The sequence below is a fragment of the Pseudoxanthomonas sp. LjRoot125 genome, assembly GCF_964252705.1.
In the GTDB taxonomy this organism is placed as follows: domain Bacteria; phylum Pseudomonadota; class Gammaproteobacteria; order Xanthomonadales; family Xanthomonadaceae; genus Pseudoxanthomonas_A.
Window position 1 is genome coordinate 385,177 of record NZ_CAXUOY020000001.1, and the last position, 13,994, is coordinate 399,170.

Below are 13,994 nucleotides of genomic sequence, written 5' to 3' on the forward strand. Positions count from 1 at the left end.
CGGCGGGACGCCTATAATAAGCGCTCGCACTCCCACCGCGCCCCCGCGGCGCACCGCAAGGCTCCCATGGCGTCTCCTCCTGCGGCATCGGCCGCTGCTCCCGCGCTGGCCATCACCGACCTGCGCAAGGTCTACGACACCGGCGTCCAGGCCCTCAAGGGCGTCTCGCTGCGCGTCGAACCCGGCGACTTCTTCGCCTTGCTGGGCCCGAACGGCGCCGGCAAGTCCACCCTGATCGGCATCGTCAGCTCGCTGGTCAACAAGAGCAGCGGACAGGTCGGCGTGTTCGGCGTGGACATCGACCGGGACCGCGACGGCGCGATGCGCCTGCTCGGCCTGGTGCCGCAGGAAATCAACTTCAACATGTTCGAGAAGCCGCTCGACATCTGCGTGAACTACGCGGGCTTCTACGGCATCCCGCGCGCCGAAGCGCTGGTGCGGGCCGAGGAGGAACTCAAGCGCGCGCAGTTGTGGGAGAAGGCGCACGTCATGAGCCGCACGCTGTCCGGCGGCATGAAGCGCCGGCTGATGATCGCCCGCGCCATGATGACCCGGCCGAAGCTGCTGATCCTGGACGAGCCTACCGCCGGCGTGGACATCGAGATCCGCCGCGGCATGTGGAAAACGCTGAAGGACATCAACGCCGCCGGCACCACGATCATCCTGACCACGCATTACCTGGAAGAGGCCGAGAGCCTCTGCCGCAACCTCGCCATCATCGACCACGGCGTGATCGTCGAGCAGGGCCCGATGCGCGCGCTGCTGGCCAAGCTGGACGTGGAAGGCTTCCTGTTCGACATCGACGGCGAACTGCCCGCGCAGCTGCCGGTGATCGAGGGCACCACGCTGGTCGCCACCGACGCGCACACGCTGGACCTGGACATGCCGCGCGCGATGGATCTCAACCGCGTGTTCGCCGCGCTCAACGACGCTGGCATCCGCGTGCGTTCGATGCGCACCAAGAGCAACCGCCTCGAGGAGCTGTTCGTGCGCATGACCGGTAATGGCGATGGCGCCAAGGAGAAGGCGGCATGAGTTCCCCGAACATGGTCGCGCTGGGCACCATCGTCCGCCGCGAAGTCGCCCGCATCCTGCGCATCTGGGGCCAGACCCTGGTGCCGCCGGCCATCACGATGACGCTGTACTTCCTGATCTTCGGTGGCCTGATCGGTCGCCAGATCGGCGACATGGGCGGCTACACGTACATGGAGTTCATCGTGCCGGGCCTGGTGATGATGAGCATCATCCAGAACAGCTACGGCAACATCTCCTCCTCGTTCTTCGGTGCCAAGTTCGGCCGCCACGTCGAGGAGCTGCTGGTCAGCCCGATGCCGAACTGGGTGATCCTGCTGGGCTACGTGGCTGGCGCGGTGCTGCGCGGCCTGATGGTCGGCGCCATCGTGCTGGTGATCGCGATGTTCTTCACCAAGGTGCGCATCCCGCATCCGCTGGTGACCATCACCACGGTGCTGCTGGGCGCGACGATCTTCTCGCTGGCCGGTTTCGTCAACGCGGCCTACGCGAAGAAGTTCGACGACATCGCCATCGTGCCGACCTTCATCCTGACCCCGCTGACCTACCTGGGCGGCGTGTTCTATTCGGTGACGCTGCTGCCGCCCTGGGCGGAAGCGCTGACCCACGCGAACCCGATCTTCTACATGGTCAACGCATTCCGCTACGGCCTGCTCGGCACCAGCGACGTGCCGCTGTGGATCGCTTATGCGCTGATGCTGGGCTTCGTCGTCGGCCTGGCCGCGCTTGGCCTGTGGTTGCTGAAGAAGGGCGTGGGGCTGCGCAGCTGATGCGCCTGCTCGTGCTCGGCGCCGGCGGCACCGGCGGTTACTTCGGCGGCCGGCTGGCGCAGGCGGGGATCGACGTCAGCTTCCTGGTGCGTCCCGCGCGCGCGGCGCTGCTGCGCGAACGCGGTCTGCGCATCCGCAGCCCGCTGGGCGATGCGGATGTGCCCGCCCAGGTCATCACTGCGGATGAACTCCGGGATGCCGCGCCGTTCGACCTGATCCTGCTGAGCTGCAAGGCCTACGACCTCGGGAGCGCCATGGAGGCCATCGCGCCGGCGGTCGATGCGGGCGCCCGCGTGCTGCCGCTGCTCAACGGCCTGCGCCACTACGAACCGATCGATGCGCGCTTCGGCTTCGACAACGTGCTTGGCGGGCTGTGCTTCATCAGCGCCACGCTGGGCGCTGACGGCGAAATCCTGCACCTCGGCAAACCCGCATCGATGACCTTCGGCGAACGCGACGGGCAGGCCGCGGATGGCCGCCTGCAAGCGTTCGCCGCCGCGTGCGCGCAGGCCGGCGTCGATCACCTGTACACGCCTGACATCGCGCAGGCGCAATGGACGAAGTACAGCTTCCTTACCGCGCTCGCCGCCGGCACCTGCCTGATGCGCGCGCCGATCGGCATGATCGTGGCGGGCGAGGGCGGCACGGCGTTCATGGGCGCGTTGCATGAAGAATGCCTGGCGGTCGCCGCCGCATCGGGCCAGCCGGTGCCGCCGCCGGCACGGGCATCGGCACGCGAAACGCTGACGACCGCCGGTTCGCCGATGAAGGCGTCGATGCTGCGGGATCTGGAAGCCGGCCAGCGCGTCGAAGCTGCGCACATCGTCGGCGACATGCTCCATCGCGCCATCGCACAGGGTATCGACGCGCCGCGGCTGCAGGCCGCGTGGATCTCGCTGCAGGCGTACGAGGCCCAACGGAGCGCATGAGCATGTCGTTGCCGCCGCCCTGGCTGCGGCGGCTGGTGGTGCTGGGCATGGGCTACACCGGTACGCGTTTCGTGCAGCGCCTGCGCGCGCTGGGCGTGGATTGCGTCGGTACCACGCGGACGCCCGACCCTTCGGATGCCTCGCGTCGCCGTTTCGAGGGCGGCACGCCGGTCGATGCGGTCCTGCTCGCAGCCCTGGCGAACGCCGACGCGATCCTCGGTTCGATGCCGCCGGAAGCGAACGGCGATCCCGCCCTGCCATTGCTCGCCGATGCGCTGGCGTCGAACGATCGGTTGCGCTGGTTGGGCTATCTCTCTTCCACCGGCGTCTATGCGGACCGGCAAGGCGGCATCGTCGATGCCTCGTCCGTCGCCGACGGCAACGACGACGCGGCGCGTTCGCGGCTGCGTGCCGAAGCGCAGTGGCAGGCGCTGGCGCACCGGCGCGGCATCGCATGCGGCGTATTCCGGCTCGCGGGAATCTACGGTCCCGGGCGCAACGCGCTGCGCCAGCTCGCCGATGGCGAGGCGCGGCATCTGGTGAAGCCCGGGCTGGTGTTCAACCGCATCCATGTCGAAGACGCGTGCGACGCGCTCATCGCTTCGCTGTGGCATACCCGCACACCCGATGCGATCTACCTGCTCGCCGATGGGCTGCCGGCACCGCCGCAGGACGTGCTCGCGTTCGCCGCCGACCTCAGCGGCCTGCCACTTCCGCCGGCGGAGCCCTACGATGCCGCGCGCGCCTCGCCCGCACGGCAGCGCTTCTACGGTGCGAGCAAGCGCATCGATCCACGGCAGACGCAGGAAGCGCTGCACTGGCATCCGCGCCACGCGGACTATCGCCAGGGCCTGGAGGCGTTGTGGCAGGTGGGCGAGGGGCGCGGGGCTTCGGTCTGAGGCGGCCGCGAAGACGACGGCTCAATCGCAGACCGCTCCCTCACCTTCCGGACGACACTGCATGGGAAAGCCATGCGCACGCCAGTAGGCGAGGATGCCGTTGTCGCGCAGGAAGCGCTGGAACGCCGGGTCGCGCCGCAGGTAAGCCAGGTCCTTCGTCCACAGCAACAAGTCCCACGTGGAATAGCCGCGTTGGCGCACTTCATTGAGTTCGTCGATCAGGGGGGCCGCGTTGTCGGCGGCACCGGGCACCAGCACGCGAGAGAAGTTCGCCATGCCGGTGGCTTTTTCGTAGGCCTCGAACTCTGCGACGGCGTGAGGCCAGCGGGAAGGATCGATCAACGCCTCCGAGGCCGCGACGTATCCGGGCGCGAGCCGCTTCGCGTACGCGTCGGGGTGGTTCGGCCCGCCGATCTCCGCTTCTGCGATCCGTAGCGCGCCGGCGTAATCCTTGCGCCACACCGCGTTGAACCACCGCGCGTAGGCGGCGTAAGCGGGAAGGGGTTCCAGGAGTCGGCGGGCTTCGTCGTGCCGACCCAAGGTATCCAGTACGCGCGCCATCATGAAGCCACCGTTGCGACCCAGTGGATCGCGGGCCTGCAGTTCGCGCGCGCGCTTTTCGGCGCGGTCGAGATAGCCCAGCCGCGCCAGCGAGAGGGTCAGGCCGAAGCCCATCTCGGCATTGCTGGGATTCACGTGCAATGCGCGCTCCTGCAGGGACAGGCAGCGTTCCCAGTCGTCCGCGATGCAGGCGTTCGCGGCGAGTACGAAGTAGGGCTCGGCGAGGGTCGCATCCAGGCGTTGCGCCAGCGTCGCTTCGCGCACGGCTTCCTCGCGCAGGGTGGCGGCCAGCGTGGGCCGTCGTTGGGCGCGTATCTCAAGCGACAGTGCCAGGCCGGCATGGGCGCGGGCGTCGTCGGGACGTTCGCGCAGCAGCGCGCGGAACTCGCGTTCGGCGCGCTCGGTGGACGCCTCGGGCGGCAACTCCCGCAGTCCGACCAAGGCGCGTGCGATGTGATAGCGACGCAGGAATTCGGCATCGCCGCTGCGCGAGGGCGCCTCGGTCAGTCCGAGCCGCAGCGCCAGCGAACCGGCGACGGTTTCGGCGATGTCCCGCTGCAGCAGCAGGACTTCGGACGCGTCCCGATCGAAATCCTTCGTCCACAACGTGCCGCCGCCCTGCGCATCGACCAGGCGCAAGCGCACGCGCAGCGACTGGCCCGCCTGCTGCAGGTTGCCTTCCAGTGCGTGGGTGATGCCGAGTCGCTGCACCAGCGTGGCCGGGTCGGCCGAAGCGCCGGTGGCCAGCCGGGTGGAGTCCCGTGCGATCACCCGCAGGCCTTCCACCTGCGCCAGGCTGCAGATGAGCTCCTCGCCGAGGCCGTCGGCGATGATCCGCACGCTCTCGCCGTCGCCGATCGGCTTCAGCGGCATCACCACCAGCGTCGGCGGCGCGGCGACGGCCGCGACGGTCGGTACCGGACGCGCCGTGGTCGTCCTGCCGGACGACCACCACCAGGCGACGGCGGTGCTGCTCGCCACCAGCAGCGCGACATACCAGAGCGCCGCCGGCGCGGTGCGGCGTCGTGTGCTCGACACGCGGTCAGGCACGTCGTCGCGCGTGACGGGTTCGCTGGCATCGGGAAGATCGAAGCGATAGCCCACGGCATGCAAGGTGTGCAGCACGCGCGGATGGTGGGCGTCTTCGCCCAGCGCATGCCGCAGCAGGGTGACGATCCGGTTCAGCACGCCCGGGGTGACATGGCGGTGGCCCCAGACGGCATCCAGGATCTCATCGCGGGTGAAGACGCGACCGGGCTCGGTGGCCAGCAGGGCCAGTACGGCGAACGCTTTCGGCTCCAGCGCCTGTTCTTCGCCCGCGCGCCACAGTCGTCGACCGGTGAAGTCGATGGTGGTGTCGCCGAAGCGAAGCTCATGGGCGGGCGAGGACATGGCGGCGCGGCATCCCCGGGATCGGTCTTCCTTCAACGCAGCGCGCGGGAAGGGTCGGCCTAAGCATTCCCCAAGCTTCCGGGCGGTATTTCCGCGCCCGCCTCAGCGTTTCCTCAAGACCGGTCGTCCCGTGGGGCGGACGCTAGCCGCCGACGCCCGATTCCCGGGCCGAGGAGAACGCCATGAAGCTTCACGCCGCCATCGTCGCCCTGGTCGTCCTGTCCACTGCCGCGCCCGCGATCGCCGGGCCCGCCGGCCCTGATGACGCCGCCGCGCCGCGCATCGCGATCGACTGCGCGCATCCACGCCTGCCGCCGCAGCACGAGGTGGGCGCGCTGCTGGGTCAACACAACATCGGCCAGGTCTACGCCAGCCGCGCGGCGTTGATGGCCGAAGCCCGCCGCGCCTGCCGCCGCCACGACGCGCGGCCGCACCGCGTGGTGTTCGAACGCGTGCCGTCCCGTTCGTCGGAAGCGCGCCGCATGGCCGACAACCGGCGCAGCGATTGAGCTGCGCCGCCGTGCACGCCCGCTCCGGACCGCCATTCTCCGGCGCGGACCGATCGCCGCCCTGCCAGGCGGCCCTTCACCACCCCGAAAGGAGTCCACCATGAACCTGATGTCCAACGCGGCCCGGCGACGCTTCGCTCGTCGACGTCGTTTCGTCCTGCTGTTCGCAGCGCTTTTGCCCGGCCTGGCCCAGGCCGATGCCGTCACCGACTGGAACACCACGGCCTGGCAGACCGCCACCGCCGCCGGAGCGCCGCCGATCCAGACGCGCGTCAACGCGATCACCCATCTGGCGATCCACGATGCGCTGAATTCGATCGAGCCGCGCTACGAGCCGTATGCGGGCACGCATCCCGCCGCGCGCGGCGCTTCGCCCGAGGCAGCGGTCGCTACCGCCGCCTACATGACGCTGTCGATCACCGTGCCCTCGCAGGCGACCGCGCTGGAGACCACGTACGACACCTATCTTGCCGGGCTCTCGTGTCCCGCGGCGTATCCGGGCTGCGTGAGCGACGGCATCGCGGTCGGTGCCGCGGCGGCGGAGGCGATCCTTGCGCTGCGGGCCAACGACGGCGCCGCCACGCCGCACGCGCCGTACGCGGCTCCGCTGTTGCCGGGCGTGTACCAGCCCACGCCGCCCAATTTCGCGGCCCCGCTATTCGGCAACTGGGGCAAGGTGAAGCCGTTCGCGCTGGGCCGCGTCACCCAGTTCGGCGCCGGACCCTCGCCGCTGATGAACCTGCGCAGCGGCACCTACCGGCGCGACTACCAGGAAGTGATGGCGGTCGGCAGCGCAGCGGTGCGCGGAGCGCCGCAGAACGTCGACTCGTACGAAAGCCGAGCGGCGCGTTACTGGGCCGGCGGCGGCGCCAATGCCAATGCCATCGCGCAGCAGGTCGTCGCGGGGCGCGGCCTGGACCTCTGGCAGCACGCGCGCCTGTTCGCCCTGATGAACATGGCGCAGGCCGATGCCTCCTTCGGTCTGTTCGAAGGCAAGTACCGCTACCTCTTCTGGCGGCCGGTCACTGCGATCCAGGCGGCCGGCAACGCGCAGTGGTTGCCGTACCTGGTCACGCCCCCGTATCCGGACTATGCCAGTGGCCTGTCGGGGCTGACCGCCAGCGCGATGGAAGTGCTGCGCCGCCTGCTGGGCACCGACGCGTTGCCCTACACGCTGTCCGCCGCGGGGATCGAACGCCACTTCGACACGCTGTCGCAGGCCGAACATGAGGCGGCGATGTCGCGCGTTTACGCCGGCATCCACTTCCGCACCGCGTGCATGGACGGCCTGAAGCAGGGCAACAAGATCGGCAACTACGTGGTCCGCCACTACCTGCGGCCGAGGCGTCGCTGATGCGGACGCCCGGGGTCGAGCGCTACCCGACCGTGGCGCTCACCCTGTCGGCGGCAGCCGAAAGAACGCGCGCGCCGTCGCCGTCGTGGCGGCGGCGGTGACCTCGATGTCCTCGCCGCGGTCGCGCGCCAGCTCGGCCACGATGTGGGCCAGGTACATCGGCTCGTTGCGGCGATGCGAGGGCTGCGGCTTCACCGTGCGCGGCAGCAGGTAGGGCGCGTCGGTCTCGATCATCAGCCGGTTCGCCGGGATGTTCTTCACCAGCTCGCGCAGGTGCAGGCCGCGGCGTTCGTCGCAGAGCCAGCCGGTGATGCCGATGTGCCAGTCCTGGTCGAGGCAGTCGAAGAGTTCCTTCTTCGTGCCGGTGAAGCAGTGCACGACGGCCGGGCCGAGCTGGCCGTCGAAGTTCTTCATCATCGCCACGAAGTCGTCATGCGCGTCGCGCTGGTGCAGGAACAGCGGCTTGCGGGTGTCCACCGCGATCTGCAGCTGGCGCTCGAACGCCTTGCGCTGCGCCGGCCGCGGCGAGAAATCGCGGAAATAATCCAGCCCGCATTCGCCCACCGCGACGACTTCGGCATGCGCATGCAGTGCACGCATCTCGGCGTCGCATTCGTCGGTGTACTCGGTGGCGTGGTGCGGGTGCACGCCTGCCGTGGCGAACAGCTCGCCCGGATGCGCCTGCGCCAGGCGCCGGGCCGTCGGCGAATGCTCGCGGCTGGCGCCAGTGACCACCTGCTGCACCACGCCCGCTTCGCGCGCGCGCTGGAGCACCGCGTTGCGGTCGTGGTCGAAGCTTTCGTGGGTGAGGTTGGCGCCGATGTCGATGAGATCCATGCCCGCATTTTAGTCGGTCGGGTCCCGCTGGCGCGAAAGCCGTATCCTTTGCGCCGCATGCCGTCGCCCACGTTCCCGATCACCCCGCTGCTGCCGGATATCGTCCGCAGCCTGTCCGACCATCCGCGCCTGGTGCTGGAAGCCCCGCCCGGTGCGGGCAAGACCACGCAGGTGCCGCTGGCGCTGCTGGACGAGCCGTGGCTGCAGGGCCGCAAGATCGTGATGCTGGAACCCCGCCGCGTGGCCGCACGCGCGGCGGCCGGGTTCATGGCCAAGCAGCGGGGCGAAGCGGTCGGCGGCACGGTCGGCTACCGCATCCGGTTCGAGAACAAGATCGGGCCGGACACGCGGATCGAAGTGGTCACCGAAGGCATCCTGACCCGGATGATCCAGGACGATCCGATGCTGGAGAGCGTCGGCGCGATCCTGTTCGACGAATTCCACGAACGCCACCTGGCGGGAGACCTCGGCCTGGCGCTCGCGCTGGATGTGCAGGCGCAGCTGCGCGAGGACCTGCGCATCGTCGTGATGTCCGCCACGCTCGACGGCGAGAAGCTGGCGCGGTTCCTCGATGCGCCACGACTGAGCAGCGAAGGCCGCGGCTTCCCGGTCCAGGTCGCGCACTTCCCCGCGCGCCGCGACGAGCCCACCGATGTGCAGGCGCGCCGCGCCATCGAACAGGCCGTGCAGGCGCATCCCGGCGACGTGCTGGTGTTCCTGCCTGGCCAGCGCGAGATCGCGCGCGTGGCGACGATGCTGGCGGAGGTCTTGCCGCAGGACATCGTCGTCCTTGCCCTGCACGGCGAACTGCCGGTGGAGAAGCAATCCGAAGCGCTGCAACCGGATCCACAGGGCCGACGCCGCGTGGTGCTGGCGACCAACGTGGCGGAATCGTCGGTGACGCTGCCCGGCGTGCGCGTGGTGGTCGACAGCGGACAGGCGCGCGAGCCTTCATACGACCCGAACAGCGGCTTCTCGCGGCTGGAAGTGACGACCATCTCGCAGGCCTCCGCCGACCAGCGCGCCGGTCGCGCGGGTCGCGTGGCCGAAGGGTGGGCGTATCGCCTGTGGCCGCAGTCGCAGCGGCTGGATCCGCAGCGGCGGCCGGAGATCGCGCTGGTCGAACTCGGTGCGCTGGCGTTGGAGCTGGCTGCATGGGGCAGCGACGACCTGCGCTTCGTCGATGTCCCGCCGCCCGGCGCGATGAACGCCGCGCGCGACCTGTTGCGCCGCCTCGGTGCACTGACGGCGACGAACGCCATCACACCGCTGGGCAAGCGCATGCTCGCACTCGGCACGCATCCGCGGCTCGCGGCGATGTTGCTGTCGGCAGGCGAGGGCGAGGACCGCGCGCTCGCCTGCGACCTCGCCGCGCTGGTCGAAGCGCGCGATCCGCTGCGGATGGGCGGCGATGCGCTGGCCGCGCGCTGGCGTGCGCTGGCGGCGTTCCGCAGCGGCCGCGCGCCGCAGGACGCGAACCGGTCCGGCCTGGCCGCGATCGAAGCCGCTGCGAAGCAGTGGCGGCGCCGCGTGCGTGAGAACGCAGCGCCGCCCTCTTCCGTTGAAGCGCATCGCCTGGGCGACGTGCTGATGCATGCATTCCCGGACCGCATCGGTTTCCAGCATCCCCAGGACGCGCGTCGCTACCTGCTGGCGAACGGACGCAGCGCACGGCTGTTCGACGACAGTGCGATGGTCGGCGAGCCGTGGATCGTGGTGAGCGAGCTTCGCCACGAAGCGCGCGACGCGCTCGTGCAGCGGGCCGCACCGCTGGACGAACGGCGCCTGCGACGCGACTTCGCCGATCGCTTCGTCACCGAGGACACCGTCCGCTGGGATGCGTCGCGGCGCGCGCTGTCGGCGCAACGCGAATCGCGCTTCGACCAGATCGTGTTCGACGCACGGCCCGCCGGCCGCGTGGATCCCGTGCTCGCCGCCGCCGCGCTGACCGATGCGGTGCGCGACCTCGGTCTGGACGCGTTGCCATGGCCCGAATCGCTGCAGCAATGGCGCGAACGCGTGCGCTGCCTGCGCGAGTGGATGCCGGACCTCGGCCTGCCCGACCTGTCCGACGCCGCGCTGGTGGCGACGCTCGACACTTGGTTGAAGCCCGCGTTCGCCGGCAAGACGCGGCTGGATGCGCTGGGCGAGGACGATCTGGCGAACGCGCTGAAGTCCGGCCTCGACTGGTCGCTGCGCCAGCGCATCGATGCGCTCGCACCCACGCGGATCACCGTGCCGTCGGGCATGGAGCGCCGCATCGAGTATGCGCACGGCCAACCGCCGGTGCTGGCGGTGAAGCTGCAGGAGTTGTTTGGCCTGGCCGACACCCCGCGCGTGGCGGACGGCCGCGTGCCCGTCCTGCTGCATTTGCTGTCACCGGGCGGCAAACCGCTGCAGGTGACCTCCGACCTGCGCAACTTCTGGAACTCGACCTATGCCGAGGTGAAGAAGGAGATGAAGGGGCGGTATCCGAAGCATCCGTGGCCGGATGATCCGTGGAGCGCCCAGGCCACCCATCGGGCGAAGCCGCGCGGTACGTAGCGCGCCCAGGCGACCCATCGGGCGAAGCCGCGCGGGACTTGACGCGTCCATTCAGCCCGCGGCCAGCGCCGCGCCGACGAACTAACACCCCGTAAACATCCTCGCCCGGACACTGGCGACCTACCCACCTCTTCAGGGAAGGCCCCATGAGCAAGCTGACCACCATCACCGACCGCGCACTGGAACTTGCCAGCCAGGCGGGCAGCAGCATCAAGCATGCCGTTCCGGGCGCGGACAAGCTGCTGCAGACCGGCGCTGCCCTGGGCGTGGCCAAGACCGGCGGCAAGCTCGCGGTGAACTTCGTCCGACGCAACCCGGCCGTCGCGGTCGCGGCGGGCATCGGCGTGGGCCTGTTGGCCCTGGTCGCCTACCGCAAGCGCAAGCGCGATGAGGCCAACGCGCCGATCGAAGGCAAGTCGCGCCGCGTGGAAGCGCGCAAGGTCAACGGCAGCGGATCGTCAGCGCGCAAGACCGGCACGCCGCGCCGTCCGCGCAGCACCGCGTCGCGTTCCGCCGATACCTGATCGTTACAGCGCCCGCCACGTGCCGGGCGCGAGACCATCGAGCCGCACATCGCCCATCGCCGCGCGCACCAGCCGCAGCGTGGGCAGGCCGACCGTGGCGGTCATGCGGCGCACCTGGCGGTTGCGGCCTTCGGTGATCGTCAGTGCGAGCCACGCATCCGGCACGGTCTTGCGGAAGCGCACCGGCGGATCGCGTTCCCATAGCGCAGGGGCCGTTGCGAGCTGTTCGACCTTCGCGGGCAGCGTCGGCCCATCGTTCAACACCACGCCTCGCCGCAGCTGCTCGAGCTGCGCGTCCGTCGGCGTGCCTTCCACCTGCACCCAGTAGGTCTTGGGCTGCTTGTGGCGCGGATCGGTCAGACGGTTCGCCAATGCGCCATCGTCGGTGAGCAACAACAGGCCTTCACTGTCGTAGTCGAGACGGCCCGCGGCGTACACGCGCGGCGGCAAGCCGAACGCCGCCAACGTCCGCCGCGGCGGATCGCTGCGGTCGGTGAACTGGCAGAGCACGTTGAACGGCTTGTTGAAGGCGATGAGCATCGGCGAAGACGACAACGCCGTCGCGACCTGGCAGGCCGCGACGGCGCGTGCGTTCCGGCTTACTTGGCGGCCGGCTTGATGAAGCGCAGCGTCATCCGGTCGCTCTCGCCGATGGCCTGGTACTTGGCGCGGTCCGCTTCCGGATGGTCGTTGGTCGGCGGCAGCGTCCACACGCCGTTCGGATGGTCCTTGGTGTCCTTCGGGTTGGCGTTGACGTCGCTCTTGCCCGCCAGCTGGAAACCGGCGGCGGTGGCCAGCGCGATCACCTGCGCTTCGCCGACATAGCCGGTGCCATCGTCGGCCGGCACATCGGCCTTCGCGCGATGCTCCACCACGCCCAGCACGCCGCCGGGCTTCAGCACCTCGTAGAAGCCCTTGAACATGCCTTCGGCCTGGCCGGCCTTGCGCCAGTTGTGCACGTTGCGGAACGTCAGCACCACGTCGGCCGAACCCGCGGCACCGAACACCGGCGCGGCCGGGTCGTACTTCACGGTCGCGGCCTTGTCGAACTGCGCCGGGCCGTCGGTGAACTTCTTCTGCAGGTTGTCCACGCCGCGCTGGTAGTAGTTGCGGCTCTTCTCGGCCACGGCGGCGGGATCGACGACCGCGGCCACGTACTTGCCCTTCGCCTTCAGGTACGGCGCCAGCACTTCGGAATACCAGCCGCCGCCGGGCGTGATTTCCACGACGGTCTGCGACGGCGTGACGCCGAAGAACGACAGGGTTTCCTTCGGATGGCGGTACGCATCGCGCGCCGCGTTCTTCGGATCGCGCCAGTCGCCTTTCAGCGCGGCATCCAGTGCGGCGACATCGGCGGCGGGCAGCGCCTTCGCTGCAGCGTCGGTCTTCGCCGGCGACGCGGCGAACACGGCGGGCGATGCGGCGAGTGCGGCCACGAGTGCCAGGGACAGCGGAATACGGGTCGTCATGCGTCAGCCCTCCAGAAAGGTGCGCGGAGCCTAGCACGCGACATGTTCAGGCGGCATGGCGGTCGTCGCAGCACGGGCACGCTTCACCGCATGCCCCATCGTCGTCGTTAGACTGGGGCGCACCACCTACGGAGTCATCGCCATGACACGCCACGACGCTACGCAGAACACCCGCATCGTGCTGGCATCGCGGCCGCGCGGCGAACCGACCGCCGACGATTTCCGCCTCGAGCAGGTGCCGTTACCCGAACCCGCGGACGGCCAGGTGCTGCTGCGCAATCGCTACCTCTCGCTGGATCCGTACATGCGCGGCCGCATGAATGCCGGACGTTCGTATGCCAAGCCGGTGGAGATCGGCGAGGTGATGGACGGCGGCACGGTGTCGGAAGTGATCGTCTCGCGCCACCCGGATCTGCAGCCCGGCGACCTCGTGCTCGCGCATGGCGGGTGGCAGACGCATGCCGTCGCGCAGGGCGGCACGCTGAAGCGCAAGCTGGATGCGCGCGTCGCGCCACTGACTACCGCGCTCGGCGTGTACGGCATGCCGGGCTTCACCGCGTATGTCGGCCTGCACGAGATCGGCAAACCGCAAGCCGGCGAAACCGTCGTGGTCGCCGCAGCCAGCGGTCCGGTCGGGGCGACGGTCGGGCAGATCGCGAAGCTGCAGGGCGCGCGCGCCGTCGGCATCGCGGGTGGCGAAGCCAAGCGGGCGTACCTGCGCGACGAACTCGGCTTCGACGTCGCGCTGGATCATCGCGCGCCGGATTTCGCCGACCAGCTGCGCGCCGCCTGTCCCGATGGCATCGACGTGTATTTCGAGAACGTCGGTGGCGCGGTCTTCGATGCGGTGCTGCCGCTGCTCAACGATTTCGCGCGCATCCCGGTGTGCGGCCTGGTCGCGCACTACAACGACACCGCCTTGCCGGCCGGGCCGGATCGCATGGCGATGCTGATGGGCCAGATCCTGTCCCGGCACCTGACCGTGCGCGGCTTCATCCAGTACGACTTCATCGCGCTGTACCCGCAGTTCCTGCGCGACATGGGCGCCTGGCTCACCGACGGCAAGATCCGCTACCGCGAGGATCTCGTGGATGGTCTCGAGAACGCACCGCGCGCGCTGATCGGCCTGCTGCGCGGGGAGAACTTCGGCAAGGTGGTGGTGAAGCTCTGAACA

General features: G+C 69.7%; 13 protein-coding genes. 9 read left to right on the forward strand and 4 right to left on the reverse strand.

Annotated features, from left to right (window positions below):
- The first annotated feature begins 66 nt into the window (after positions 1-66).
- Genes ACSION_RS01810 through ACSION_RS01825 form a run of 4 tightly spaced genes read left to right on the forward strand, consistent with a single transcriptional unit; the run spans position 67 to position 3,630 of the window.
- Positions 67-1,035 carry an ABC transporter ATP-binding protein gene (locus tag ACSION_RS01810; RefSeq protein ID WP_435304592.1) on the forward strand — a complete coding sequence of 323 codons (969 nt, stop codon included), beginning with the start codon at positions 67-69 and terminating at the stop codon, positions 1,033-1,035.
- Positions 1,032-1,802 carry an ABC transporter permease gene (locus ACSION_RS01815; protein WP_435304593.1) on the forward strand — a complete coding sequence of 257 codons (771 nt, stop codon included), beginning with the start codon at positions 1,032-1,034 and terminating at the stop codon, positions 1,800-1,802. The genes ACSION_RS01810 and ACSION_RS01815 overlap by 4 nt, the downstream gene beginning before the upstream one ends.
- Positions 1,802-2,731, forward strand: a complete 930-nt coding sequence (gene panE, locus ACSION_RS01820) for a 2-dehydropantoate 2-reductase (protein ID WP_435304594.1) — start codon at positions 1,802-1,804, stop codon at positions 2,729-2,731. The genes ACSION_RS01815 and panE overlap by 1 nt, the downstream gene beginning before the upstream one ends.
- The gene (locus ACSION_RS01825) at positions 2,728-3,630 is read left to right on the forward strand and encodes an epimerase (RefSeq protein ID WP_435304595.1); all 903 of its coding nucleotides are present in this window, start codon (positions 2,728-2,730) and stop codon (positions 3,628-3,630) included. The genes panE and ACSION_RS01825 overlap by 4 nt, the downstream gene beginning before the upstream one ends.
- Positions 3,631-3,651: 21 nt before the next feature.
- Here the strand turns inward: ACSION_RS01825 and ACSION_RS01830 are convergent, their stop codons facing one another.
- Entirely contained in the window at positions 3,652-5,583 is a 1,932-nt protein-coding gene (locus ACSION_RS01830) for a winged helix-turn-helix domain-containing tetratricopeptide repeat protein (protein ID WP_435304596.1), read from the reverse strand.
- Positions 5,584-5,765: 182 nt separating this feature from the next.
- Here ACSION_RS01830 and ACSION_RS01835 point away from each other — a divergent pair, with 182 nt between their 5' ends.
- Positions 5,766-6,092 (forward strand): hypothetical protein, encoded by a 327-nt coding sequence (locus ACSION_RS01835; RefSeq protein WP_435304597.1) that lies wholly within the window; start codon positions 5,766-5,768, stop codon positions 6,090-6,092.
- 100 nt (positions 6,093-6,192) lie between these two features.
- Positions 6,193-7,446: a hypothetical protein gene (locus ACSION_RS01840; RefSeq protein ID WP_435304598.1), complete on the forward strand. Its 1,254-nt coding sequence runs from the start codon at positions 6,193-6,195 to the stop codon at positions 7,444-7,446.
- Positions 7,447-7,485: 39 nt separating this feature from the next.
- On the opposite strand, the gene ACSION_RS01845 is transcribed toward ACSION_RS01840, so the two are convergent.
- On the reverse strand, positions 7,486-8,283 hold the full coding sequence (locus ACSION_RS01845; protein WP_435304599.1) for a TatD family hydrolase: 798 nt from the start codon (positions 8,281-8,283) through the stop codon (positions 7,486-7,488).
- A 57-nt stretch (positions 8,284-8,340) separates the two neighbouring features.
- Between ACSION_RS01845 and hrpB the strand changes: the two genes are divergently transcribed.
- Together hrpB and ACSION_RS01855 are read left to right on the forward strand one after the other, a co-directional pair.
- Positions 8,341-10,827 (forward strand): ATP-dependent helicase HrpB, encoded by a 2,487-nt coding sequence (hrpB, locus tag ACSION_RS01850; protein WP_435304600.1) that lies wholly within the window; start codon positions 8,341-8,343, stop codon positions 10,825-10,827.
- A 146-nt stretch (positions 10,828-10,973) separates the two neighbouring features.
- Positions 10,974-11,351, forward strand: coding sequence for a hypothetical protein (locus tag ACSION_RS01855; protein ID WP_435304601.1), 378 nt, complete (start codon positions 10,974-10,976; stop codon positions 11,349-11,351).
- A gap of 3 nt (positions 11,352-11,354) precedes the next feature.
- Here the strand turns inward: ACSION_RS01855 and ACSION_RS01860 are convergent, their stop codons facing one another.
- Positions 11,355-11,891 carry a pseudouridine synthase gene (locus ACSION_RS01860; RefSeq protein ID WP_435304602.1) on the reverse strand — a complete coding sequence of 179 codons (537 nt, stop codon included), beginning with the start codon at positions 11,889-11,891 and terminating at the stop codon, positions 11,355-11,357.
- 59 nt (positions 11,892-11,950) lie between these two features.
- On the reverse strand, positions 11,951-12,820 hold the full coding sequence (locus ACSION_RS01865; protein ID WP_435304603.1) for a class I SAM-dependent methyltransferase: 870 nt from the start codon (positions 12,818-12,820) through the stop codon (positions 11,951-11,953).
- Positions 12,821-12,962: 142 nt separating this feature from the next.
- Between ACSION_RS01865 and ACSION_RS01870 the strand changes: the two genes are divergently transcribed.
- On the forward strand, positions 12,963-13,991 hold the full coding sequence (locus tag ACSION_RS01870; protein ID WP_435304604.1) for an NADP-dependent oxidoreductase: 1,029 nt from the start codon (positions 12,963-12,965) through the stop codon (positions 13,989-13,991).
- Positions 13,992-13,994 lie beyond the last annotated feature (3 nt).

What these genes read in the sequence shown, in the direction of transcription:
- ACSION_RS01870 (WP_435304604.1), top strand. Translation starts at nt 12,963, where the DNA reads ATGACACGCCACGACGCTACGCAGAACACCCGCATCGTGCTGGCATCG.
- ACSION_RS01830 (WP_435304596.1), bottom strand. Translation starts at nt 5,583, where the DNA reads ATGTCCTCGCCCGCCCATGAGCTTCGCTTCGGCGACACCACCATCGAC.
- ACSION_RS01815 (WP_435304593.1), top strand. Translation starts at nt 1,032, where the DNA reads ATGAGTTCCCCGAACATGGTCGCGCTGGGCACCATCGTCCGCCGCGAA.
- ACSION_RS01825 (WP_435304595.1), top strand. Translation starts at nt 2,728, where the DNA reads ATGAGCATGTCGTTGCCGCCGCCCTGGCTGCGGCGGCTGGTGGTGCTG.
- ACSION_RS01865 (WP_435304603.1), bottom strand. Translation starts at nt 12,820, where the DNA reads ATGACGACCCGTATTCCGCTGTCCCTGGCACTCGTGGCCGCACTCGCC.
- ACSION_RS01855 (WP_435304601.1), top strand. Translation starts at nt 10,974, where the DNA reads ATGAGCAAGCTGACCACCATCACCGACCGCGCACTGGAACTTGCCAGC.
- hrpB (WP_435304600.1), top strand. Translation starts at nt 8,341, where the DNA reads ATGCCGTCGCCCACGTTCCCGATCACCCCGCTGCTGCCGGATATCGTC.
- ACSION_RS01860 (WP_435304602.1), bottom strand. Translation starts at nt 11,891, where the DNA reads ATGCTCATCGCCTTCAACAAGCCGTTCAACGTGCTCTGCCAGTTCACC.
- ACSION_RS01810 (WP_435304592.1), top strand. Translation starts at nt 67, where the DNA reads ATGGCGTCTCCTCCTGCGGCATCGGCCGCTGCTCCCGCGCTGGCCATC.
- panE (WP_435304594.1), top strand. Translation starts at nt 1,802, where the DNA reads ATGCGCCTGCTCGTGCTCGGCGCCGGCGGCACCGGCGGTTACTTCGGC.
- ACSION_RS01835 (WP_435304597.1), top strand. Translation starts at nt 5,766, where the DNA reads ATGAAGCTTCACGCCGCCATCGTCGCCCTGGTCGTCCTGTCCACTGCC.
- ACSION_RS01840 (WP_435304598.1), top strand. Translation starts at nt 6,193, where the DNA reads ATGAACCTGATGTCCAACGCGGCCCGGCGACGCTTCGCTCGTCGACGT.
- ACSION_RS01845 (WP_435304599.1), bottom strand. Translation starts at nt 8,283, where the DNA reads ATGGATCTCATCGACATCGGCGCCAACCTCACCCACGAAAGCTTCGAC.